At 62.1% G+C, this 23707-nt stretch carries 27 protein-coding genes; 5 read left to right on the top strand and 22 right to left on the bottom strand.

The window, feature by feature from the left end; all coding sequences use genetic code 11:
* Window positions 1-11: 11 nt before the first annotated feature.
* The 3 genes from AC2FPW_RS14320 to AC2FPW_RS14310 all read left to right on the top strand — a co-directional run bounded on the left by AC2FPW_RS14320 (window position 12) and on the right by AC2FPW_RS14310 (window position 3101).
* Complete coding sequence (locus tag AC2FPW_RS14320) at window positions 12-1379, top strand: pyruvate dehydrogenase complex E1 component subunit beta (protein ID WP_496814231.1); 1368 nt, start codon at window positions 12-14, stop codon at window positions 1377-1379.
* A 14-nt stretch (window positions 1380-1393) separates the two neighbouring features.
* The gene (locus AC2FPW_RS14315; protein ID WP_496814229.1) at window positions 1394-2707 is read left to right on the top strand and encodes a pyruvate dehydrogenase complex dihydrolipoamide acetyltransferase; all 1314 of its coding nucleotides are present in this window, start codon (window positions 1394-1396) and stop codon (window positions 2705-2707) included.
* Between the two features lie 151 nt (window positions 2708-2858).
* Window positions 2859-3101 carry a hypothetical protein gene (locus AC2FPW_RS14310; protein WP_496814227.1) on the top strand — a complete coding sequence of 81 codons (243 nt, stop codon included), beginning with the start codon at window positions 2859-2861 and terminating at the stop codon, window positions 3099-3101.
* Between the two features lie 6 nt (window positions 3102-3107).
* On the opposite strand, the gene cysE is transcribed toward AC2FPW_RS14310, so the two are convergent.
* Window positions 3108-3917 carry a serine O-acetyltransferase gene (gene cysE / locus AC2FPW_RS14305; protein WP_267364267.1) on the bottom strand — a complete coding sequence of 270 codons (810 nt, stop codon included), beginning with the start codon at window positions 3915-3917 and terminating at the stop codon, window positions 3108-3110.
* 84 nt (window positions 3918-4001) lie between these two features.
* Here cysE and AC2FPW_RS14300 point away from each other — a divergent pair, with 84 nt between their 5' ends.
* Window positions 4002-4340, top strand: coding sequence for a TraR/DksA family transcriptional regulator (locus tag AC2FPW_RS14300; protein ID WP_480564273.1), 339 nt, complete (start codon window positions 4002-4004; stop codon window positions 4338-4340).
* Here the strand turns inward: AC2FPW_RS14300 and AC2FPW_RS14295 are convergent.
* The 19 genes from AC2FPW_RS14295 to AC2FPW_RS14205 all read right to left on the bottom strand — a co-directional run bounded on the left by AC2FPW_RS14295 (window position 4321) and on the right by AC2FPW_RS14205 (window position 19182).
* On the bottom strand, window positions 4321-4617 hold the full coding sequence (locus AC2FPW_RS14295) for a DUF7742 family protein (protein WP_480584850.1): 297 nt from the start codon (window positions 4615-4617) through the stop codon (window positions 4321-4323). The genes AC2FPW_RS14300 and AC2FPW_RS14295 overlap by 20 nt on opposite strands.
* An 8-nt stretch (window positions 4618-4625) precedes the next feature.
* On the bottom strand, window positions 4626-8741 hold the full coding sequence (locus AC2FPW_RS14290; protein ID WP_496814225.1) for a baseplate multidomain protein megatron: 4116 nt from the start codon (window positions 8739-8741) through the stop codon (window positions 4626-4628).
* Window positions 8741-9187: a C40 family peptidase gene (locus AC2FPW_RS14285; RefSeq protein ID WP_496814224.1), complete on the bottom strand. Its 447-nt coding sequence runs from the start codon at window positions 9185-9187 to the stop codon at window positions 8741-8743. The genes AC2FPW_RS14290 and AC2FPW_RS14285 overlap by 1 nt, the downstream gene beginning before the upstream one ends.
* The gene (locus AC2FPW_RS14280) at window positions 9184-10071 is read right to left on the bottom strand and encodes a phage/gene transfer agent baseplate hub protein (protein WP_496814223.1); all 888 of its coding nucleotides are present in this window, start codon (window positions 10069-10071) and stop codon (window positions 9184-9186) included. The genes AC2FPW_RS14285 and AC2FPW_RS14280 overlap by 4 nt, the downstream gene beginning before the upstream one ends.
* Complete coding sequence (locus tag AC2FPW_RS14275) at window positions 10071-10703, bottom strand: phage distal tail protein, Rcc01695 family (protein ID WP_267364987.1); 633 nt, start codon at window positions 10701-10703, stop codon at window positions 10071-10073. Before AC2FPW_RS14275 ends, AC2FPW_RS14280 begins: the two co-directional genes overlap by 1 nt.
* Before the next feature lie 15 nt (window positions 10704-10718).
* Window positions 10719-11381 carry an RcGTA-type gene transfer agent tail tape measure protein gene (locus AC2FPW_RS14270; protein ID WP_480480413.1) on the bottom strand — a complete coding sequence of 221 codons (663 nt, stop codon included), beginning with the start codon at window positions 11379-11381 and terminating at the stop codon, window positions 10719-10721.
* On the bottom strand, window positions 11368-11577 hold the full coding sequence (locus AC2FPW_RS14265) for a rcc01693 family protein (RefSeq protein WP_267364990.1): 210 nt from the start codon (window positions 11575-11577) through the stop codon (window positions 11368-11370). Before AC2FPW_RS14265 ends, AC2FPW_RS14270 begins: the two co-directional genes overlap by 14 nt.
* Entirely contained in the window at window positions 11574-11894 is a 321-nt protein-coding gene (locus AC2FPW_RS14260) for a gene transfer agent family protein (protein ID WP_267364992.1), read from the bottom strand. Before AC2FPW_RS14260 ends, AC2FPW_RS14265 begins: the two co-directional genes overlap by 4 nt.
* A 4-nt stretch (window positions 11895-11898) precedes the next feature.
* Window positions 11899-12312, bottom strand: coding sequence for a phage major tail protein, TP901-1 family (locus tag AC2FPW_RS14255; protein WP_267364994.1), 414 nt, complete (start codon window positions 12310-12312; stop codon window positions 11899-11901).
* A gap of 20 nt (window positions 12313-12332) precedes the next feature.
* Window positions 12333-12746 (bottom strand): DUF3168 domain-containing protein, encoded by a 414-nt coding sequence (locus AC2FPW_RS14250; protein WP_496814222.1) that lies wholly within the window; start codon window positions 12744-12746, stop codon window positions 12333-12335.
* Window positions 12743-13081 (bottom strand): phage head closure protein, encoded by a 339-nt coding sequence (locus AC2FPW_RS14245; protein ID WP_480480407.1) that lies wholly within the window; start codon window positions 13079-13081, stop codon window positions 12743-12745. Before AC2FPW_RS14245 ends, AC2FPW_RS14250 begins: the two co-directional genes overlap by 4 nt.
* Complete coding sequence (locus tag AC2FPW_RS14240; RefSeq protein ID WP_496814221.1) at window positions 13078-13677, bottom strand: head-tail connector protein; 600 nt, start codon at window positions 13675-13677, stop codon at window positions 13078-13080. The genes AC2FPW_RS14245 and AC2FPW_RS14240 overlap by 4 nt, the downstream gene beginning before the upstream one ends.
* A gap of 171 nt (window positions 13678-13848) precedes the next feature.
* Entirely contained in the window at window positions 13849-15027 is a 1179-nt protein-coding gene (locus AC2FPW_RS14235) for a phage major capsid protein (protein WP_480485291.1), read from the bottom strand.
* Between the two features lie 35 nt (window positions 15028-15062).
* Entirely contained in the window at window positions 15063-15620 is a 558-nt protein-coding gene (locus tag AC2FPW_RS14230; protein ID WP_496814220.1) for an HK97 family phage prohead protease, read from the bottom strand.
* A 14-nt stretch (window positions 15621-15634) separates the two neighbouring features.
* On the bottom strand, window positions 15635-15853 hold the full coding sequence (locus tag AC2FPW_RS14225; RefSeq protein ID WP_480480401.1) for a GTA head formation protein, RCAP_rcc01685 family: 219 nt from the start codon (window positions 15851-15853) through the stop codon (window positions 15635-15637).
* The gene (locus AC2FPW_RS14220; RefSeq protein WP_267365008.1) at window positions 15846-17009 is read right to left on the bottom strand and encodes a phage portal protein; all 1164 of its coding nucleotides are present in this window, start codon (window positions 17007-17009) and stop codon (window positions 15846-15848) included. Before AC2FPW_RS14220 ends, AC2FPW_RS14225 begins: the two co-directional genes overlap by 8 nt.
* 191 nt (window positions 17010-17200) lie before the next feature.
* Entirely contained in the window at window positions 17201-17410 is a 210-nt protein-coding gene (locus AC2FPW_RS14215; RefSeq protein WP_496808703.1) for a DUF1059 domain-containing protein, read from the bottom strand.
* 148 nt (window positions 17411-17558) lie between these two features.
* Entirely contained in the window at window positions 17559-18860 is a 1302-nt protein-coding gene (locus tag AC2FPW_RS14210) for a DNA-packaging protein (protein ID WP_496814219.1), read from the bottom strand.
* Window positions 18838-19182 carry a hypothetical protein gene (locus tag AC2FPW_RS14205; protein ID WP_267366896.1) on the bottom strand — a complete coding sequence of 115 codons (345 nt, stop codon included), beginning with the start codon at window positions 19180-19182 and terminating at the stop codon, window positions 18838-18840. Before AC2FPW_RS14205 ends, AC2FPW_RS14210 begins: the two co-directional genes overlap by 23 nt.
* A gap of 690 nt (window positions 19183-19872) precedes the next feature.
* On the opposite strand from AC2FPW_RS14205, the gene AC2FPW_RS14200 reads away from it, so the two are divergent.
* Window positions 19873-21138, top strand: coding sequence for a DEAD/DEAH box helicase (locus tag AC2FPW_RS14200; RefSeq protein ID WP_480481645.1), 1266 nt, complete (start codon window positions 19873-19875; stop codon window positions 21136-21138).
* An 89-nt stretch (window positions 21139-21227) separates the two neighbouring features.
* Here AC2FPW_RS14200 and mltG read toward each other — a convergent pair whose 3' ends face one another.
* Both mltG and fabF read right to left on the bottom strand, forming a co-directional pair.
* Window positions 21228-22385, bottom strand: coding sequence for an endolytic transglycosylase MltG (gene mltG / locus AC2FPW_RS14195; protein WP_480480395.1), 1158 nt, complete (start codon window positions 22383-22385; stop codon window positions 21228-21230).
* The gene (gene fabF, locus AC2FPW_RS14190) at window positions 22386-23651 is read right to left on the bottom strand and encodes a beta-ketoacyl-ACP synthase II (RefSeq protein ID WP_480480393.1); all 1266 of its coding nucleotides are present in this window, start codon (window positions 23649-23651) and stop codon (window positions 22386-22388) included. It lies immediately after the preceding gene.
* Between the last annotated feature and the right edge of the window lie 56 nt (window positions 23652-23707).

The raw sequence follows: 23707 nt of genomic DNA, 5'->3' as shown, positions 1-23707 counted from the left end.
ACGAATAAGACATGGCAACCGAAATTCTCATGCCCGCCCTTTCCCCCACGATGGAAGAGGGCACGCTGGCCAAATGGCTGGTCAAGGAAGGCGACACCGTATCCTCGGGCGACATCATGGCCGAGATCGAGACCGACAAGGCAACAATGGAGTTCGAAGCCGTCGATGAAGGCATCGTCGGCAAGATCCTGATCGCCGAGGGCACCGAAGGGGTCAAGGTGAACACCCCTATCGCAGTGCTGGTCGAAGAAGGCGAAGACGCCTCGGCCCTGCCCGCAGCAACCCCCGCAGCCGCAGCGGCGCCCGAGGCCGCCCCCACAGCAGCCCCGGCTCCTGCCGCAGCGGCCCCCGCTGCTCCAGCGGTGGACCTGTCACCCGACTGGCCCGCGGATGCCGAGATGAAGTCCGAAACCGTGCGCGAAGCCTTGCGCGATGCAATGGCCGAGGAAATGCGCGGTGATGAAAACGTCTATCTGATGGGCGAGGAAGTCGCTGAATATCAGGGGGCCTATAAAATCTCGCAGGGCCTGCTGGATGAATTTGGCTCCAAACGCGTGATCGACACCCCGATCACCGAACACGGGTTTGCCGGTATCGCGGTGGGTTCGGCCTTTGGCGGTCTGAAACCGATTGTCGAGTTCATGACCTTCAACTTCGCCATGCAGGCGATTGACCAGATCATCAACTCTGCGGCCAAAACGCTTTATATGTCCGGTGGTCAGATGGGTTGCCCCATCGTGTTCCGGGGGCCCAACGGGGCCGCGGCCCGCGTGGCCGCACAGCACAGCCAGGACTATGCCGCGTGGTACATGCAGATCCCCGGTCTGAAGGTCGTCATGCCTTATTCGGCTGCTGATGCCAAAGGTCTGCTGAAATCGGCCATCCGCGACCCCAACCCGGTTGTGTTCCTGGAAAACGAAATCCTCTACGGTCGCTCTTTCGAAGTGCCGCAGGTGGATGACCTCACCATTCCGCTGGGCAAGGCCCGCATCTGGCGCGAAGGCTCGGACGTGACCATCGTCAGCTTTGGCATCGGCATGCAATACGCGCTGGAAGCTGCTGACAAGCTGGCCGAAGACGGCATCAGCGCCGAAGTGATCGACCTGCGCACCATCCGCCCGATGGACACTGGCGCGATCATCAACTCGGTTATGAAAACCAATCGTTTGGTGACCGTCGAAGAAGGTTGGCCGCAGGGATCTGTCGGCAGCTACATCAGCTCGGTCGTGATGCAGGAGGCGTTTGACTACCTCGACGCGCCAGTCATCAATTGCACTGGCAAGGACGTGCCGATGCCCTATGCCGCCAATCTCGAAAAGCTGGCCCTGATCACCACGGATGAGGTGATCGCCGCCGTCAAACAAGTGACCTACCGGTAAGGAGCGACAGACAGATGCCTACAGAAATTCTGATGCCCGCCCTGTCCCCGACGATGGAGGAAGGCACGCTCGCCAAATGGCTGGTCAAGGAAGGCGACACCATCTCCTCCGGTGACCTGCTGGCCGAGATCGAAACCGACAAGGCCACGATGGAGTTCGAGGCCGTTGACGAAGGCACCATCGGCAAGATCCTGATCCCTGAGGGCACCGAAGGGGTCAAGGTCAACACCGCCATCGCGGTTTTGCTGGAAGACGGCGAAAGCGCCGATGACATTGGCACGGCTCCGGCTGCTGCACCGGCGGCTGCCCCCGCAGCCGTCGCGGGCAACGAGGCTGCCGCGCCAGCGGCACCCGAGGCGCCCGCCCCTGCCCCGGCCGCTCCGGCCAAGGCTGATGGTGGTCGGATTTTTGCCTCGCCTCTGGCCCGCCGGATTGCTGCGCAAAAAGGTCTCGACCTGACGCAGATTGCCGGTTCCGGCCCGCACGGTCGCATCGTCAAGGTTGATGTCGAAGGCGCAACTGCCACCGCTCCGGCAGCAGCTCCTGCCACTGCTCCCGCCGCCGCCGCGCCCGCAGCTGCCCCAGCAGCTCCGTCTGGTCCATCGGCGGATATGGTCGCGCGGATGTACGAAGGCCGCCCGTACGAGGAAATCAAGCTCGACGGTATGCGCAAAACCATTGCTGCACGCCTGGGCGAGGCCAAACAGACCATTCCGCATTTCTACCTGCGCCGCGATATCAAGCTGGATGCGCTGTTGAAATTCCGTGGTCAGCTGAACAAGCAACTCGAAGGCCGTGGCGTCAAGCTCAGCGTCAATGACTTCATCATCAAAGCCGTTGCCAATGCGCTGCAACAGGTTCCGGCCTGTAATGCCGTCTGGGCAGGTGACCGGGTGCTGCAACTGAAACCGTCAGATGTGGCTGTTGCGGTCGCAATCGAAGGCGGGTTGTTCACGCCGGTCCTGCAAGACGCTGACATGAAATCCCTGTCAGCCCTTTCGACCGAGATGAAAGACCTTGCCGCCCGCGCCCGCGAGCGCAAGCTGGCTCCGCATGAATATCAGGGCGGCACCTTTGCCATCTCGAACCTGGGCATGTTCGGCATCGACAATTTCGATGCTATCGTGAACCCGCCCCATGCCGGAATTCTGGCCGTCGGCACCGGCGTCAAGAAACCGGTTGTCGGGGATGATGGCGAGCTGACCGTGGCAACGGTGATGTCTGTCACCATGTCGGTTGACCACCGGGTCATCGACGGCGCGCTGGGGGCCGAGCTGCTCAAGGCCATTGTCGACAATCTTGAAAACCCGATGGTTATGTTGGCCTGATCACAATAAACGCCCTCGCCAGAAAGCATCTCTGGCGAGGGCACATTTTTTATGGCGCTGAATTGAGCCCCCGTGATCGGCGAACCGATTGCCCGGCACTGGCGCCATCCCCACCTTCTTCCTGCGGATGCTGAACGAAGAAAGGTGCGCGATGTTCCTACGATCCCTGATCCAAATCCTGTTCGTCTTTGTACTCCTCGCGGGGGCGTCACCTGATGCGGTATCCGCAAAGCCCAACAGCTATCCCGGCGAGAATTCGAAGTTCAATTCGAACGATCCCGCCGTCATCGCGCGTCAGAAAGCCGAGCAAAAAAAGCGCAGGGAAATGCGCACGCAAAAGCGGGAAGACAGGCGTCGCGAGCGGTTGGAAAGGCGCAACAACCGCTCGGACTGAAACCGTTTACTGATCTTTGCCCAGCATGTGATCCATCGAGATCGACGGCTGATCGCATCCGGCCTCGCCCACGATCTTGGCCGGGATACCGGCAACGGTCTTGCACGGCGGAACGTCCTGCAACACCACCGAACCGGCGGCGATACGACTGCAATGGCCGACTTTGATGTTGCCCAGCACCTTTGCCCCGGCCCCGATCAGAACACCGTCTCCGATTTTGGGATGGCGGTCTTCCTCTTCCTTGCCGGTTCCGCCCAACGTCACCGAATGCAGCATCGACACATTGTCTCCGACCACGGCGGTTTCACCGATGACGATGGAATGGGCGTGGTCGATCATGATCCCCTTGCCGATCCTCGCGGCCGGGTGAATATCGATGCCGAAAATCTCCGACGATCGCATCTGGAAGAAATACGCCAGATCATAGCGCCCCTTGCGCCACAGCCAATGCGCCACACGATAGGCCTGCATGGCCTGATAGCCCTTGAAATACAGAATGGGCTGCAACAACCGATGGCAGGCCGGATCACGCTCATAAACCGCCATCAGATCGGCGCGGGCGGCTTCCAGCAAACCGGGATCGTTTGCATAAGCCTCGTCCACGATCTCGCGCAGAACCATCATCGACATTTCGTTCGAACACAGCTTGGCCGCGATCCGATAGGACAGTGCACGCTCAAGGCTGCGGTGATGCAGGATACAGGCGTGCACAAGCCCGCCCATAAGCGGCTCTGTCTCGACGGCTGCTTGGGCCTCGGATGTGATACGGTTCCAGACCGGATCGACCGGTGTCACGGGGCTGCGTTTTTCAAACATAGCTTTTGATCCTTTGCTGCGCCTAGAATGCCATTTAGTGGCAAAAAGGCCAAACGCAAACCCGTGATCCGCGATACAACGAAAATGAATGAGTCCGAACGCGCATATTTTGAAACACGAATTCACGAGCGTCTGGCCGAACTGGATCAATTGTCCGCATCAGGCCAGCAGGCTCAGGCCGTTGTTGAACTGGATCAGCAGGCGGTTGGTCGGCTCAGCCGCATGGATGCGTTGCAAAACCAGGCGATGGCAAAGGCACAACAGGTGAATCGCAATGTCGAAACCCGCCGCCTTCAGGCCGCGTTAAAGCGTCTGGATGAGGGGGAATACGGATATTGCGAGGATTGCGGCGACCGAATTCCCGATGGGCGATTGTATCTGGATCTGGCTGCCAGCAAATGCGTCAGCTGCGCGACCGGGTGATCAGAAACTCGGCAAGATGGTGCAAAACCAGCGAGAAACACTGACAATATTGCAAATCGTCAAACCCCGGCTCATCGGCCAGCACCCTGTTGCGCGCAACCGCCATCAACGATCCGTTGCCGTAAACCGGATGCAGCCGACCCGTGCGCGCGCGGTGATTGTCGGCCAGTTCCGCCTCATGGATCATCCGGACGCATAAGCGGGTCCGCTCTGGCGGCGGCGCCGCCAACAAGGCGCGCGCCGCAGCACTTACATCACCGTGCAATAGCGGTCGCATCGGGCCGCTTACCCGACAACCAGTCGCGCCATCGCGCCGGGGCCGTAAATGGCCGACACCTGCGCAATCCCGACCTCATATGACCCGGTCAGACCATCTGCCGCCTTCAATGCCGCCGAATAGGACCACCCTGGCAGGGATGTCATCTCTTCACGGACAAGGGTTCCCCCAACAAAGACACGCACAAGATAGGATTCGCTTTCCTCGCCCAGTGGAACCTCCAGCCCTGACCAGTCATCCCCATCCAACCGGGTGCGCCGCAACCAGGTCAGGTGATCGCCGGTTGCGTCGGATCGCACCCGAAGGTGAACCGGGGAAAACGGGCGCAAACCATTGCCGTCGAATGTGGCGATCAGATGCTGGTAAGCCGGATCATCGTAACCACGGGTCGCCGGGCCGATGCGATAGTGTTTGGCCAATCCCCGCTCGTTGCGCAACAGGTTGATCTGCTGCACCTGATCGTTCAGCACCACGAATATGGACCCGTCCGGCCAGACATCCGGCATCATGGCATCCGACCCCAACTGGCCTCTCAACCGCCCGGACAACGCGTAAACGCCGGGGGACTCAAGCGTGGCATCCGAGAACTGGAACACCTCCCAGTTGCCGGGTGTTCCGTCGCCGATGGCCGCCAGATTGACACCGTTCAGAACCGCGCCACGCGGACGCGATTCCAGCTGACCGGCCAACAGCCGCACCGTCACGGCCGGGCCTTCGTCCCAGACGCCGACACTGGCGCGCCTCAGCGGCGTTTCGGTCACGCCCACAATGGCCTGACCGGGGATCACATCACTCAGGCTGTACCCCTCATCGGTTGAGGAGGAATAAACCGTCGCGGCCCCCGGCCAGGGATCAGCGGTCACCGCAAGATAAGGTGCATGCGGGACCTCTGCCCCGGTGATCAGCGGCAGGTCCAGAAACACCGGCAGCACGGGAACGGGCGCGGCATAGGGCCTGACAACCGCCGGGTCGTCGCGCAATTGCGATGCCTTATACACGCCCTGTTCAACCCGAACCGCCTCGACCAGTTGCAGATCGGCCGATTCCAGTCGGTCAATCCGGTAAAGGGGGCTGTTTTCGGTTTCTGACAACCGCACCAGATCACCTGCGCCCAGATGCAGCAGCGATGGCGGCAAGGCAAACCGCACCGTATCGCGGGAAACACGGGCCTCGCTCAACCAGCGCTCAGCCGTTTGCCGGCCCTCGGTGCGTGTCATGGACAACGGCATCTCATTGACCGAGACAGAATGCGTGCTGTCCTCGGGCAGAACCGCCTCTTCCGCAACCAGATCGTGATCCGCATCCGACTGGACAAAGCGCAGGCGCACGCGGCCCGTCATCTCGGCCTCGGCTTCACGCCGGTGTTCAACCGTGCCATCCAGATCACCGCTGATCGCCAGATGATCGGGATTCAGGGCAATCGCGCCATAGCCATCCCGCATCTGAAAGCGCAAGATGCCGTTCCGTTCGATCGCGTCGAACCCATAGCGCAGCATCAGCGGTTGCAAAGCCGACCGCGCATTTGTCACATCTTCGATGACATATCCCCGAACCACGCCATAAAGCCCGGTAACATCGATATCCGTCACCCCTGCCACATGGCATATTTCAGTCACGACCGAGGCCAGCGTGCGCGAGCCGGACCGACCGTTCAGCCAATGCCCCCGGTCATAGTTTGCCCCATCATCCCACTGGCTTCGCTGATTTGGAAAGGTCGGAAACGGGCGGGTATCCCACGCCCAGACATAGGCATTCGCCAGGTCCAGCATTGGTCCGCCATAGACTTGCGACACCGGGTTGACGTCCGGGTCGCTCCAATATCCAAGGGTCGCCGCCAGGTACTGAACCTGAATGAAATCGTCACGCAGTCCGTTTGAATATGCAGGCAACAGCGATTCAGACGATTTCGGATCCAGAAACTTGTTCGGCTGGTTCGTGCCTTTGTCGATTGCCGCACATCCCAACTCGGTAAACCAGATCGGCTTTGATCCGGGCACCCAGTCGGTCGGATTGGGCTGACGAACACCGCCGATCCGCTCGTGATGCAGACTTGACCACCAGCCGCGCAGGTCCTTGTAGCGCCAGACCCATGGCTCATCATGCTCCTGATCTTCGATGGGCGTTCTGATCTGTGCCTCGGCCTCTTCCGGCGCGGCATAATACCAGTCATACCCCTCGCCCCCCTCGATATTGCCGCGCAGATACCCAAGGTCGTAGACCGACGGCGCACCTGCCTCGGCGTCCACGTGGTTTTCTCCATCACGCCAGTCGGACAAAGGCATGTAGTTGTCGATGCCAATGAAATCGATGTTGTCATCCGCCCATAACGGGTCGAGGTGAAAATACCTGTTTCCGCTTCCATCCGGCTGGTATCCGAAATACTCGCTCCAATCCGCCGCATAGCCGATCTTGGTGTCCGGGCCCAGAATCTGGCGTACCTCTGCCGCCAGCGCACGCAGTTGCGCAACGGCGGGAAACCCCGAAGCCCCGCGGATCTGGGTCAGGCCACGCATCTCGGACGAGATACAGAAGGATGACACCCCACCAGCCGCCTTGCACAACATGGCATAGTGCAGAATGAACCGGCGCAGGCCCCATTCCTGCGGGCCAGAGTATTTGACGATCTTCGTGGCCGGAACCGGACCATTGCCAAGCAAGCCGCCAAACGTGCCGCCACCGTTTACCCATTGCAAATCGCCAGGCCCGCGATCATCCGGCCGCCCGCCAAGCACCGGGCCCGAGCCCGAGCCGCTGGTGCCGCTGCCACCGCCGGTGTCCACCGGGGCGTCAAAACCTTCGTTGATCGTAAAATCCGCAGCACTTGCCGTCCCAAAGAACGCGGCCACCTGCGCGTCCGCCGCCGCGGTCTGATCAGCAGACCCTGCGCGCCCCGGCGCCACATCCAGCGTGATCCGTCCCCGCCAAGGCAGGTGGGGCTGACTTGTGGCCTCCGACCAGGGGTCCGGCATCCCGTTTCCCTGCAATTGCTCCATCAGGATGAACGGATAGAACATGACCCGCTTTCCCGACTGGTTGAGGTGTCGGATCGCCTCGACCACCGCCGGGTCTGCGGGTGTTCCGCCATAGACCGGGCGGCCGTCCTGCCGCGCGACCTGGCCCGCCGTGCTGCGGACCTGATCCGACACGATCCATGGCATGTTGCGGCTGTCCGTACCACTCTGTTCGACCTTGGGCCGGATCGTGCATGTGCCGCATCTCAGATCGTCACCGAACCACGACACCACTAACGAGGCCGCGTCGCAATTTGGCAACTCGGTCTCCAGCGCACGGGTCGAGCTCACAAGATCCGATACACCGGACGCGGAATGCGCATTGGCCGCCCAGCTTGTCCCGGATTGCGTATAATTCACCTGCGAACGGGCCAGCGCATACTCGCCCGTGCCCGGTATCATCGCCACGCCCCGCACGATCTGCGGCAGGGCGCTTGGGTAATCCGGCATGTCGCGCTGCGCGGGGCGCACCACTTCGAACGAGAACTGCGGCACCCGGTTGCCAAAACTCGCAAGCGGGAAATCCTCGATCACGACATAGGCTGTACCGCGATAGGCCGGCACCGTGCCCGCCCCTTCGATTGCTTCGATCAGGGGATCGGGCAACTGGTCCTGCGTGCCGTGATAGATGCGCATGTTCAGCCCGGATCGGTCCTGTTCTTCCCCGTCTGCCCAGATGCGCCCGACATCGGCGATCTCGCCTGCACCAACGGCAATGGCCAGCGAAATCGAATAGCTGTAGCTGACGGTGGTCACTTCGGGTGCCTTGGGTTTGCCTTTGCCGCCGCCTCCGCCGCCCTGCGTTTCCCGGGTCTCGGTCTCAAGAAAGTCCGACGCCCAGATGACCTGACCGCCCACGCGCATACGCCCAAAGACAGTGGTCACCGGTGCACCCTCGCCGGTTTCCGTCAGCCTGAACCGGTCCATGCGGCCTGTTTCGACGACTTCACTGCCACTGCCCATGACGGACTGGCTGAAGAACCTCTGGTCAATGACCCGCCCAACCGTCGCGCCAATGGCCCGGCCGATGATCGCGGTGGACAGGCCCGCAACGGTACCACCGATTGACCCGCCCAGCGCCGCCCCGGCTGCGGAAAGAAGAATAGTAGCCATCAGAGCACCTCCAACGGGAATTCGAAACAGGAAACGACCCTGCGGCGCCATGGGCCGCTCAGCGCGTTCTCGACGACGCCATGACCGGAATAGGCGTGAATGAACCTTGGTTCCAGGCCTGCGACGCTGACGATGCCAAGATGTTTGGCCACGCTGCCATCGCGCATCCGGAACAGCAGCACATCTGCGACCGCAAAATCGGCGGCCGGTTTTTCGACCAGATGCCGCCGCGCCGCCGCCCACATGCGTTCCTCGCCCTGCGGCTCGGACCAGTCCAGACTGTAGACCGGAACCGCCTCGGGCTCCTGCCCGATCACGGCGCGCCAGACGCCGCGCAGCAGGCCCAGACAATCCGTGCCCGCCCCCTTGGTCGAGGCCTGATGCACATAAGGCGTCCCTAGCCAGCTGCTCGCTTCTGCGACAATATCCTGCCTGTGTATCGTCACCTCAGGCTCCCTCCGCTGTTGGCTTTGCTCTGTTTGGGAACGGCCATCACCCAATCTTCGCCCGGAAGATCGGGAAAGCCCTGAAAGTTCAGCAGGTTGTTGAACTTCAAACGACAGGTCTCCATGCGTTTGTCGCACCCTGCCCGCAGCCTGACCATGTCACCCGGCACCAGGCTTTCCCCGAAACCGGACCAGAGCGTAATCTGCCGCCCGTCCGCCACCTGCCGGTCATGCTTGACTGATGACCAGAGCCCCTTCGCCGCTCCCGACACAACGTCAATCCTGCCGCGCTCGAACCAGCCGTCTTCGATGGTTGCCCCGCCCGCGACAAGCAGAACGGTTCCACCATCAAAACCGGTGACGGCGCCCTCAATCCAATAGCCGGGCGTATCCATGTCGAACCGACAGGTCCGGTCCCCCAAAACGGCAGTACAAGGCTTCTGATACACGCGCCCCAACGGGCGGTTCAGCAAATCGGTCAGGCCACGCAACTCGGCGTGGAATGCACCGCCTGCGCGCCGCAATTCCCCGATCGAGCCCTGGAACTGAAGGATGCGCTGATCCGGGTCGGCCCAGTTGACCAGCCACGCGCGCACTTCGGCCCCGTCGAACCGCCCCGCCTCGATATCCTCCTCGCGAATGGCCGCATCCGACAGCGCGCCCATGGCTTCGGTGTTGTCAATGGACAGGCCAGTGGCCTGCTCGATGGCCGCCGCCGTCAAACCGGTGCTGGCCCTGAACGTCAATCCGTCAAAGCCAAGTTCCAGATCATGATCGGTGAACCCGTATTCCTGACCATCCCGGCGTCTGATCGCCCAACACCGGCACACGGTGGTCATCCCGCTTTGCAGATGCGCGTGCAGGCCCTGTTCATCCACAGCCATCAGACACGCACCTCAACCACGGGAACGTTCGGCGCCTCTCCGGCCTGAAAACTGGCGACGCTGGTGTGGATCTTGTCGGTGTCAAACCGCACCGGCACATCGAATTCGAACCCGGCGGTGATATCCACCTCTTCCGGTGGCGGGTCGGCAAACGTGATCCGGCCTGTTGCCAGATCAACCTCGAATTCCACGCCCTCCCGGATCTCATCCTGATCCAGCCCCAGACGCACCGTCCCAAGCACCGGCTTGACGATGGGGCGGGCATAGCTGACCCCGCCCGAGCTATAGGTCTTGATCAGCTGAAACTCGGTTCGCACACCGTCGCCGCGTGCGATAACCTGATCTCCGACATCGACATCCAACGTGGCCTTGCCGGATTTGAAATCCGACCAGTCCTTCCAGCGAAACCCATACATCTGGCCCTGCCGCGCCTCGAAGAACGAGATCAGCGTCTCGATATCGTCCAGCGAGCGCATCCCCAGCCCCGCGTCATACCGGCGCCGGGAATGGGCCCAGGGCGTGTTGCGCTCTTCGAACCCGTTGGCCAGCGTCACGATATCCGTGCGCCGCTCGGGCCCCCCGACCGAGCCAAAGCTCAGGCTGGCGGGAAATCTCACCTCGTGGAAAGTCATCACCTGCTCCCTGATTTACCTGTTGCGATTGCCGCGCCCCAACGCACGGCTCATCTGTGCTGCAATCTGTCCCTGCGAGCGGCGGAACCCCTGCACATCCGGGGTCGTGATGTTCATCACCACATTCACCGAACGCCCGCCGCCCTGCGTGCGCACGCCCAGCTTGCCGTCCGCGCCGCGCGCCAGTGGCATGATCGCCTCGGGGCCGGCCTCGCCCATCAGCCCGGTGCCGCCGCGCATCGGAAACATCGTCGGGCTGCTGACCACGCCGCCATTGGCAAAGGGCATCACCCGGCCCTGGCTGAAACTGCCGCCATCGGCAAAGGGCAGAAGACCCTGCACCAACCCGCCGACCGAGTTTGCCAGCAATCCGCCAAAATGATCCGTCACCGGCTTGATCGCGGCTGCATAAGCCGTTTGGATCAACGAGTTCTTCAGCACATCCAGTGCGCCCGACAGGCTCATCCCGTCCAGAACCACGCCATCGAACGCCTTGCGCAAACCGCTGGACATGCCCCGTTCCAACGTGGCGACATCCTTGCCGGTTTCCTCGAACGCGGCGCTGATCCGCTTCATCTGGCTGTCAAACGCCGCGGCCATCGTCGCAGCATCACCCAGGGCATCGCCCAGCGCTGCGCCCCGCTCCTGCAAGTCGTCAAACCCGTCACGATCCGTCATCACGCTCTCCTTGTTGCTTGTCCGGGAAGGCGGCCAGCAGCGCGTCAAGCCCTGCCCGGTTCATCGCGGACATCCCGGCGCCCTGCCCCAGCATCAGCCGCAGTTCTGCCGGGGTCAGACGCCAGAACTGATCCGGCGTCAGCCGCAGCCCCAGAAACCCGGCCCGCATCAGGGCGGGCCAGTCAAACCCGCTCATGTCGTTTCCGGCACCATGAAGGCGCGGGCCAGCAGTTCGGCCGCCGCTTTGGCCGCAGCCATCGGGCCGCCCTCGATTTCGGCATGAAGCAGGTCGGCGCGGCTGGTATCCCGGCCCCCGCCCCGCAATCCGGCAACGATCAGCGCCAGCACGTCACTGCTGGAATACGCACCACCCTCGAACCGCTGCACCAGCTCGACCAGGGATCCGGTGTTCAGCTCCTGCTCCAGTTCCGCCAAAGCGCCCAGCGTTAGCTTGAGCACCCGCCGCTCTCCATCGATGGTCAGTGCCACCTCGCCCGTCCACGGATTGGCCATGCGATTACAGCGCCGTAAAGCTCAGCGCACCGGCGCTTGCCATGCTCATCTCATAGGTCGCCTCACCGTTGTGCGAGCCTGCATATTCGATGCCCGTCACCTGAAACGCCCCCTCGACAATGCCGAAATCGGGGATAATCACCTGAAACGCCGGGGTCTCGCCGTCAAAGAACAGCTGCCGCGCGCGTTCGTCCGTACCTGCATCCTTGAACACGCCCGAGCCCGAGATCGAGGCCGATTTGACCCCCGCCCCCGACAACAGCTCGCGCCAGCCCCCCTGGCTTTCCAGGCTGGTGACATCCACGCTTTCGGCGTTGAAACTGATCCGCGTGGCCCGCAGGCCCGCAATGGTCTGGAACAGGCCCGTGCCGTTCATATCCACTTTGACCAAAAGGTCTTTTCCGTTCTGGGCAGCCATGTGCTCTCTCCGTTGATTGCTTAGTCGTCTTCCACGCGGGCGCGGAATCTCAGGTCGATCTGGCGGATGCTGCCGCCTGTCCCGGTTCGCCGGGCCGAGGCGCGCTCGAACCACAGCCCGACCAGATGCCCGCGGCTCAGAACCAGCGGCGCGTTGTCCAGCGCGTCACACACCGCCCCGGCCAGCGTCTTTGCCGCGCCAAACCCGGCGGCTTCGGACACCACCGAAACCGTAAAGCGGTGGATCGCACCCGCGCCCGACCGGTCCGAGGCGTCGCGGACCTCTTCCGGGCCCAAAGTCAAATAGGTCTGCGGAACCGTTCCCGTGGGCACCGCGTCATAGATCGCGCCACCGGACTGGCCGCTGACATCCGCATCCCCGGTCAGGTGCTGAAACACCGCCGCCTGCAGGGCGGCTGATACGCCATAGCTCATGCCGCCACCTCTTCATCCGCGAAACAGGTCAGGTACTGGCCGCGCGCGTCGCGCTCAGCCACGGCGCGGATGACGAAACGGCGATTGCCTTCGCGAAACCGCTGATCCGGCGCCGGGCGCATGGTCGACCCCTCGGGCGCGCCCCGCACCACGATGCGATACCCCACGCGCGAGACGGAAACGCCGGCGATCTGCCGTTCCGCGCCACTGCGCGCCGTGACCTCGGCCCACAGCGTTCCCAACGCGGCCCATGCCTCGGTATATCCCCCGGCCCCGTCAGCGCTGCGCATCGGGGCCTCAAGCACCAGCTTGCGGTTCAGACGCGGCGTGTTCATTGCACCACCCCTGCACCAAAGCGCACCATGCGATAGCGCTGGATCAGGCTGGTGACGCCAAACGGCATACACCCCGCGCCCAGCGCGGTCTCGTCCCGGTATTCGTAATAATGCGCCGCCAGCAACAGAACCGCCTGGCCCAGATCGGCGGGCAAACCGGCCCAATCCGTGGCCATCCCGGCCGTGAAGGAGATCTTCACCGCACCCCCCGTTGCAATCGCAGGCAGGGCCGACCCGACCGGCCGCACCCGCGGGCGCTGGCCATCGCGTTCCAGCCGATACACCGCCGCATCCGCAACGGTTTCAGAACCTGCCGCATCGGTCAGCGTCACGGCCAGCACCGATGTCACCGGAGCAACCGGCAAAACCTCGCCCGACGGATCGCGCCAACCGCTCAGGCTCCATGAAAAGTCGCGCTCGATCAGAACCTTGCCGGTGCGCGCCTCGATCGCGGCCATGGCCGCCCGCAGGAACCCCTTCAGCACCTCGTTCTGAACGTCATCCTCGGCAAAGCCCCTGCCCAGCCGCAGATGCGCCTTGAACTGATCCACCGGCAGCGCCGCATCCGCGATGGCGGTTTCTTCGATCAACATCATCCATTCACTCCGCAATCTCGGACCCCACCGGGGGCCTCAGTCAGGAAAATGACGGGCACGCGCCGCCCCACGTTGCTCGGACGGAGGGGAGCAGCTAGACAACGCGGGGGATCTCACCCCGGCCCGCGCCCGCCGCCCGAGGGGCCGATGGCCCCCCGTATTCGTCACCGCTTAGGCGATGCCGAATTTCACCAGCTTGATGGCTGCAAAGTCGCTCACATCGCCGCCCACACGCTTGGTCGCATAGAACAGGACATGCGGCTTGGCGCTGAACGGATCACGCAGCACGCGCAGATCGGGGCGCTCGGCGATGGTGTAACCGGATTTGAAGTCGCCAAACGCGATCGAGAAGCTGTCCGAGGCCGCATCCGGCATGTCCTCGGCAATCAGTACCGGATAGCCCATCAGACGCGCGGGCTCACCGGCGGCCAGACCGTCCGACCACAGGAAACGGCCATCACTGTCCTTCAGCTTGCGGATCACACCCGCCGTTTTCGAGTTCATGACGAATGTGCCATTGACCCGGTATTGCGCGCCCAGCGCATAAACCACATCGACAATCGCATCCGCATCGACGCCGCCATCGATGCCGGTGGCAACGTACCCCAGGCTGCCCCAGGACCAGGTGTCATCGGATACCGCACGGTGGATCATCAGACCCTTGGGTTTGTCCACACCGTCACCCGTGATAAAGGCCGCCGCCTCGGCACGGGCGAACTTGTCGGCGATCCGACCGGCCAGCCAGCCCTCGACATCGAACGCGCTGTCATCCAGCAAGCGCTGCGAGGCTTTGGGCAGCGCGCTCAACTCGTGCAGCGGGATCGAGATGCGGTCGATCGACGGGGTTCCGGTTTCGGAAGTGGACGAATTCTCATCTGCCCAGCCTGCACCGACATCGGTATGGTCGATCAGCACATCGAACGAATTCGCCTCGACATTCACCACCGACGCAATCGAACGGATTGACGCGGTTGCGTTCAGAACCGACTTGATCGTCTCGGCGGTCTGCGGATCGACCAGATACCCGCCATCGCTGTTGACGGCGGTGGACAGCGATTTGCTCTCCATTTCCAGCCCGCGCAGCCCATCATCCTCGCCCGAGCGTACATAGGCGTCGAACGCCTTCTGGTGCGGGGCACCGTCCAGGGTCGAGGCCGCAAGATGCGGGCGCGCCGCGATGGTTGATTTACGATCCAGCATGGTCAGTCGCTCTTCTGTCTGTTGCAATTTGGTTTTAACTTCAGCCTTCAGGCCCTTGAATTCATTCACGAAGCCAGCCATCGCCTGCTTCACCTCCTGAACCAGGGGCGCACCCTCTCCGGTCAAGGCCGGGATCTCGGTCTTGCTCATCAGCATGTCCTGTTTTTGGGTGGGTTTGAGGCGCGCTAGGTCCGCGCCAGCTCCTGCCGGGCGTCGTTGAACACCTCGGCAATACTGCGCCAGGTGTTCTCGGCGTCGGGGTCGCTCCCCTTTGCCGCCACCCGCGCACTGGGCAGCATCGGGAAGGTCACCAGCGACACCTCCCACAGCTCCAGTTCCGTCAGGACCCGCTGGCCCTTGTCATTCTTCACGGCCCGTTTGGTGCGATAACCGATCGACAGGCCATCCATCGCACCCGCCCGGATCAGCTCGGCCGCTTCCCGGCCTTTCTGGGTGCTTTCCAGCAGGCGACCCTTGACCCACAGGCCCTTGTCGTCCTCGCGCACCTCGTCCCAGACACCTATGGGTTGCGCCGGGTCGTGCTGCCACAGCATCTTGACCCGCTGACCCGCCTTGGCGAGCCCCTCAAGCGAGGCGCTATAGGCCCCGCGCTGCACCATGTCGCTGCCCTGATCGACTTGCCCGAACAGGCTGGCATAGCCTTCGATCACCGCATCCTCGGTCACTGACAGGATGTCACCGAACCCTGCGAACTTATGCTCCAAATCCATGAACTTCTCCATGTAACCCACTGAACTTATGGCGTTACCACCAGGAATGACTGAAACGCCTGCGCCAGGATCACTGCGGCCACACCATAGACTGTCAGCCACAGCCGTTTCTCCAGCCGCTCCATCATCTCTTCGATCTGATCCAGCCGCCTGCACAGATGCGCGTGCTGGATCTCGGCCACCCGCTCATGCGCGGCCAGACGTAGCCCCGGCGCGCAGTCGAACGGCGGATACCCCTCAGCCATCGGCACGCTCCGGCAGACCCAGCAACCTGCGTTTTTCCACATCGCTCAGGAATTCCGCCCGGTTGACCCGCGCCCATTGCGCATCCCTCTCGGCAGACAGGGCCGTTACCTGATCCAGATCGGGCTTCAGGATCAGATCCTCGCCGGTAAAGCCCGTCAGCCACTCCGACACCGCCGCCGCCACCCGCGTCACCAGGGGCAGCACGGTCAGGCGGTAAAACGCCCGGTTGGCCTCCTGATAGTTTGAATAGGTCGCGTCGCCCTGTATGCCCAGCAGCATCGGCGGGACCCCAAAGGCCAGCGCGATCTCGCGGGCGGCGGCTTCCTTGGTCTTCTGAAACTCCATGTCCGAGGGGGAAAAGCCCATCGGCTTCCAATCCAGCCCCCCCTCCAGAACCATTGGACGGCCAGCATTGCGCGCCCCGCGATAGTTCTGCTCGATCTCGTCGGACAGGCGGCGGAACTGCTCCTCGGCCATCATTCCGTGCCCATCACCGCCCTTCCACACCAGCGCCCCCGAGGGCCGCGCGGCATTGTCCAGCAGCGATTTCGACCACCGCGAGGCGCTGTTATGCACATCAATCGCCGTCGCCGCCGCCTGCATCGGTGAGAACCCATAATGATCATCCTGCGGGTGGAACGTCTTGATATGACAGATGGCCTCGGCCGCGAACCGGTGCGTCTTGCCACCGACACTGTAATCATAGGCCTTGGGCCACCCATCCGCCCCCGGCACCACGCTCATCCGGTCCGAGCGCAGAACATGCAGTTCAACCGGCAGCCCGTCCTCGGCCTGCACCGCCTCGACATAAGCATTGCCCGACAGCAGCAGCTGCCCGAACAGGGCCTCCAGCATCTCTGCCCGCCCCTGCGCCGCATTCGGGCGTCGCAACAGGGCCAGAATCGGGTGCGCATCGAAACGCTGCCCCTGACCCTGCAATATCAAGGGCAGAGCCGCCGCCGATTCAGCAATCAGCTTGACCGACCGAAACCCCACTGGATTGCCCGAAAACCCCGTCCGCGTCAGAGACACCGTGTCCCGCGGGCTCCACGCCACGCGCCCGCCGGTCTGCCACGCCACCACAGGCCCCGTCGCGCTCGCCTTCGCCTCGGGCGCGCTGCCGGCCGATCCACGACGCAAGAAATCGAATACCATCTGTGCTCCTTTCTGCCGCCGCTCTGCCCGGCTTGTTGAAAGGAGTTATGACGGAAAGACGTTTAAGCCTTGGGAATGGGGCGTACGGGGGGTGGGCAACGGCTTAGCTCTTTAACCGATTGCACCGGAACCGCCGCTTAATAACAGTATTTGCGATTAACGAAGTTGCAGCTACACGGGCTGCCGTTAAATCAACTCTGAAAGACACTGACTGGCTTGATCAAAGTTGCCAAATAGTCCCGAGTTGCGCCATCCCAATCGTCTGGATTTTCATCGTGCGCAATCTGCGCGTGAAGTTCGATGAGCTTCCAAACTTCTTCCTTGGATTCCGCCACCATGCTCGCTGGACAAGCTTCCATTCCCTCACAATCTCTACAGGCATACGAATAAGCGTCTGACATCTATCCTCTCCCCCAAGTCCAAACTGAAGTATAACCGATGTACGCAGATTCACCGAATCCGATTGCGAGAAAAGCTGTTGTCTCAGCGGTGAGATTACCTTTTGCCTCCCCCAAAAGAAGAAATTTGTATGATCGTTTGAACAACCTCTCACAAACTCCGCACCCTCGGCCTTCGAAACACCCCCGCAGGCCCCACAACTAACTCATGCAGCGCCCAGACCAGCGCATCCACCCGGTCGGGCGAGCCCTGCCCTTCGAACCCGCGCGCGGTCATCTGGCACATCTGCTCCTCCAGCGCGTCCAGCCCCGCCACATGGGCCACCCGCCCCTGTTCGTACAGCGCCGCCACGGGCTCGGCCCGCGCGACCTTGCCGCGCGACGCCCGTACCGCCCGATAAGGCACCAGAGGGTCCACCTGCCGCACCACCTCTTCAACCAGTTGCCCGCCCTGATTGACCTCGGCCACCAGCCGTTCGGCCCCGAACTCATCCATCGCGTCAATCGCCGCCTGCGCCCAGCCTGCCGGGCCCACGCCCTGCACCGTTCGGTCAGCCAGCACATAGGCGCGCCACGCCTCAGGCGGCCCCTGTACCTGCGCCCCAACCACCACGATCCCGCAGGCATCCGCGCCTGACCCAGACGTCACCGCCGGGTCCAGCGCCACCACGATGCGATCCAATTCGGGCACCTGCGCGCAGCGTGCCGCCTCCAGCATCGAACCCGTCCACAGCGCGCCTTCCGCATCCGACAACAGCACCCCGTCCAGCTCCTGCCGCCCCAGCCGCGTGCCTGCATAGCGCGCGCGCACTTCCTCCAGAAAAGACGCCGCCAGATTGGCCCGGTTCGCTTCGGTCGGCGCATGGGTCTGCACGGTGGACGGCGACGCCAGCAACTCCTTCAGAACCTTCACATTTCGCGGCGTCGTGGTCACGCAGACCCGGGGCCTCTCGCCCAAACGCAGCGCAAATTGCAGCATGTCCCAGGTCTCGCCCGCTTTCTTCCACTTGGCCAGCTCATCCACCCAGGCCGCATCGAACTGCGGCCCGCGCAGCCCTTCGGGATCATGTGCCGAAAACGCCTGAGCCTCGGCCCCGTTGGGCCAGATCAGCTTGCGCTCGGATGCCTTCCACACGGGTCGCCGATCCGGGGGCGAGCATTGCAATATCCCGCTGTCGCCAAAGATCATCACGTCGCGCACCTGATCGAATGTTTCACCCACCAGCGCCACGCGGCACGCCTCGCCCTTGTCCAGCGGTTTCGGCCCCTCGACCATCGACCTTACCCACTCGGCCCCGGCCCGCGTCTTGCCCGCACCGCGCCCGCCCATGATCACCCAGGACCGCCAGTCGCCCTCGGGCGGCAATTGATGTGGCAGCGCCCAGAATTCAAACAGGAAAGGGAGGGCACACAGCCCCCCCTCCCCGATCTCACTCAGAAATCTCTCCCGCACCGCAGCATCGGCGGAGGCGAGCCAACCTGCACCCGATCTCAAATCGGGCCCGCTCAAGGTCGAGTGCGTACCCTCCTTGGGCAATTCCGGCTTGTCTGTAATGTTGTTCGACAAAGCTTGTCTCCACTTTCTGGCAACTTCGGATCAGCCCCTCCAGCTGACCGAGTTGCTTGGCTGAACCAGCAAGATCTGCATCCTCCCCGGCACCGATCTGTTTGCGCAGGTCTTCTGCCGCTTGCCGCAGATCGCGAATGGACCTTTCCAGGGACTGCAACAGTTCAGCCGTCTGGGAAATCCGCTCTTCCGGGGTAATCAAAGTCATGTTTGCCTGTGACCTCATGCGTGAGTGTTCTCCGCACGAGAGAAACGAAAAAACGGCCACCGGGTCACCCCGAGGCCGTTCGCCCACTTCTTCTAGCATGGCACAACCTATACGGGATAAGGCGCGCAAAGTCAAGGGTTTACGCAACAGTCGCGCAACAGGGATCGTACGGTGCAGGTTAACGGACAGTGAATTTCCGGCTGTGGTAACCCTCGGCCTAAACGCCGCCCGGGCCCTTTTTCCTCCCTAGCCCTGACCGCCTCACCGACCAGAGGGGTTAATACAGGGTTACCCCTGTGCCGCTTTCAGCGTGTACAAATTGCACAACCCCGCGCGGACGCGTGTACAAACCTGACATTTTCCGAAATCGCGCTCAAAATCGCCCGCATCACCCGATTTCGGCGCCGCAGGGTCTGGCGCGCTGCGAAACCAGTCCTTGACATTTCCCCCCGAAACCCTCATGTGCCCCTCATCACGGCGCCACCGCGTGAGCATCGTCGGGCTTCAGGCCCCACAGCGCCAACACATAACTCCCGGTTCCCCTTCACGCAGGGTTCTTTACGCGATGGCCGGATGGCGCTGGATTCGCTCGCGCATCCCGAGGTCTCGCTCAACCCTGCCGGTCACATGAACGTGGCCAGTCATCACCTGCTCGCGGGATTTAACCTGCGGGCCGCAAAGGATAATTTTTTGTTCGACTTCGACATGCTCGGCCTCGCGCCGACACTGAACGACGCGTTGAAACGCGCCAATTTCACACAACCTACCCCGATTCAGAACCAGGCCATTCCGCTGGCCCTGAACGGGCATGACATCCTCGGGCTGGCCCAAACCGGCACCGGCAAGACACTGGCCTTTGGCCTGCCCCTGATCGACCACCTGCTGGCGCAGCCCGGCAAGCCCGATCCCAAAACAGCCAAATCGCTGATCCTCGCCCCTACACGCGAGTTGGTGAACCAGATCGCCGACAGTTTGCGCACCCTCACCAAAGGAACAAAGCTGCGGGTCGCCACAGTTGTTGGTGGCCAGTCGATCAACAAACAAGTGATGTTCCTTGCCCGCGGCACCGATATTTTGGTCGCCACCCCGGGGCGCCTGATTGACCTGATGGAACGCGGCGCTGTTGACCTTGGTTCGGTGCGCCATCTGGTATTGGACGAAGCAGATCAGATGCTTGACCTGGGCTTCATTCACGCTCTGCGTCGCATCGCGCCTGCACTGGGAACACCCCGCCAGACCATGCTGTTCTCGGCCACAATGCCAAAACAGATGGAGGAGCTCAGCCGTGCCTATCTGAACAATCCACAGCGGGTGCAGGTTTCACCCCCGGGCAAGGCGGCGGACAAGATCACTCAGTCCCTTCATTTTGTTCCAAAAGCCGAAAAACCCTCTAAACTTCGCCAAATCCTGTCTCAGGACGCGGATGCACTGACGCTGGTCTTCACCCGCACAAAACACGGCGCTGAACGGCTGATGAAAGGGCTGGTCGCCGATGGCTTCAACGCAGCATCAATTCACGGGAACAAAAGCCAGGGCCAGCGTGACCGGGCCATTAATGCCTTCCGCGCTGGAGAGGTGAACATACTGGTGGCCACCGACGTTGCCGCGCGTGGCATCGACATCCCCGGTGTCGCCTATGTCATCAACTTCGACCTACCCGACGTACCCGACAATTACGTCCACCGTATCGGGCGCACCGCCCGTGCCGGGCGCGAGGGGGAAGCGATCGCTTTCTGTGCACCGGAAGAAGTTGACCTGCTGCGTCAGATCCAGAAGCTGATGAAAATTGAAATCCCTATCACAAGCGGCACCATGCCGGAAGGGGTCGAGGTTCAGCAACCTGCACGTCGTCAAAACAACCGCCGTCGCGGGTTCAAGCCCAAACCAGCCAACGGGGATGGGAAACCTTCCAGCAGCAGACGGCGCCGTCCCAACAAAAGACGTTCAGCCGCCTAAGGGCTGAAGAGGCTGCCAAAGAAAACGCCGACGCCAGTTGCTATACCGGCGTCGGCGTTTTCGTTGGCAAATCCAGCAACCCGCCGGGCTTAATTCCCCGAGCTTTGCTGTTCCTCAATTTCGCGCCATTTGGCAACGTTGCGATTATGCTCCTGCAGGGTTTCTGCAAACGCATGACCGCCCGAGCCGTCGGCGACGAAGAACACATAGTTGGTGTCATCCGGCGCAACCGCAGCTTCAAGGCTCGCCAGACCCGGATTTGCAATCGGCGTCGGGGGCAGCCCGTCAATCTGATAGGTGTTCCACGGTGTCGGACGGTTCAGTTCGCTGCGCCGCAACCCGCGACCCAATGTGCCCTGCCCCTTTGTCACGCCATAGATGACGGTCGGATCTGTTTGCAGCCGCATTCCCTGTTTCAGGCGGTTCACGAACACACTGGCGACCTGGCCGCGTTCCTCCGGAACACCGGTTTCCTTTTCGATGATAGACGCAAGGATCAGCATCTCTTCCGGAGTGTCCAGCGGCAACCCGCCTTGGCGGCTTTCCCAAACCGCGTTGATCCGCAGTTGTTGCTTGTCCTGCATGGCCTGCAAAATCGCATTGCGATCCTGTCCGGCCACAACATCGTAACTGTCCGGGGCCAACATGCCCTCAGCCGGGATCTCAGTCACTTCACCTGACAGCGCTTCGAATGATTTCAGAGCTTCAACCACTTGCCATGAGGTCACACCTTCGGCCAGCGACACGCGATAGCGCGTGTCAGCCTCGTTGCGCTTCTCGGTATAGGCATCAGGCGTTTCTTCCTCTGCCGCATCAAATGAAGCAATCTCGACGAAATCCAATGTTGCCGGGTCCAGTTCACGCACGCGGGTTTGGGTGCGTGTCACACCGATACGGTATTCGATTTCCGACCCACAAGTGCTGGCGCCGCTGCTGGTGATCTCTTCGATGATCTGCGCCATCGACGCGCCTTCGCGCACCAGAAAGCTGCCCGCTTTCAACCGCTGCGCCTGATCGGTATAGTCAGCGGCCATCCGAAACAGAATTGAACTGCGAATGGCGCCCTGATCTTCCAGATCGCGACTAACACGTGTCATATTCGAACCGCTTTTGACCTGAAGGCAAATCGCAGTTTCAAGCGGGCCTTCGGCCTTGTACTGCGACTGTCCCCACAGGATCAGACCGCCCACCAGAAACAGGCCGACCACCAGGATGGTCAGCGCATTCGAAGCGATGGCCCGCCACATTTAACTGACCTTTCCGAAGATCACGCTGGCATTGGTTCCGCCAAACCCGAACGAGTTCGACAACGCCACGTTAATCTCACGCTCGCGCTTGGCGTTGGGGGCAAGATCAATCGGAGTTTCAACTGCCGGGTTGTCCAGGTTGATTGTTGGCGGTGCGACCTGATCGCGGATCGCCAGGATTGAGAATATCGCCTCAATCGCACCCGCAGCACCCAGCAAGTGACCGGTTGCCGACTTGGTCGAGCTCATCGTCGCATTCCCGGCATGCTCGCCCAACAGGCGCTCGACAGCACCCAGTTCGATCGTGTCCGCCATGGTCGAGGTGCCATGCGCGTTGATGTAATCCAGGTCTTTCGGCTCCAGCCCGGCGCTGCGCAACGCCGCTCTCATGGAGCGTTCGGCCCCGTCGCCATCCTCGGACGGGGCGGTGATGTGATAGGCGTCGCCCGACATACCATAGCCCAGAACTTCGGCGTATATCTTGGCACCACGCGCCTTGGCGTGCTCGTAATCTTCCAGAACCACGATGCCAGCGCCCTCTCCCATAACGAAACCGTCACGGTCCACGTCATAGGGTCGGCTGGCAGCCTTGGGATTATCTGCATATTTGGTCGACAGCGCCTTACATGCGTTGAACCCGGCAATACCGATCTCGCAGATGCAGCCCTCGCCACCACCTGCCACCATGACATCCGCGTCACCCGCCCGGATGATGCGGCTGGCGTCGCCGATTGCGTGCGCCCCGGTTGAACACGCGGTCACGACCGAGTGGTTCGGCCCTTTGAACCCGTGACGGATTGATACCTGACCCGAGGCCAGGTTGATCAGTGCGCCCGGAATAAAGAACGGAGATACCCGACGCGGACCCTTGTCGCGGATCAGGTTCGCGGTATTGGCAATCGATCCCAGACCACCAATGCCCGAGCCGATCAGAACACCAGTACGCAGGCGCGATTCTTCGTCTTCCGGCAGCCAGCCTGCATCCTTACAGGCCATTTCGGCGGCTGCGATGGAATACAGAATAAAGTCTTCGATCTTGCGCTGCTCTTTCAGCGGCATCCAGTCATCGGGATTGAAGGTCCCGTTGGTTCCGTCGCCGCGCGGCACCTCGCAGGCGTAGGTCGTTGTGACCCCGCTTGCCTCTGCATCGAAATGCGTGATTGGGCCTGCGCCGGACTCTCCGTCCAGCAGCCGCGACCAGGTTTCCTCGACCCCGCTGGCCAAAGGAGTGACCAATCCAAGACCGGTTACAACGACTCTGCGCATGAAGTGCCTCTTGCCTGCTTCCTGTTATGAGAACCGCTCATACCCCGGCCCGGGGT

It is taken from the genome of Ruegeria sp. SATB027 (assembly GCF_059613825.1).
This window is presented reverse-complemented; position numbering and strand designations above follow the sequence as displayed.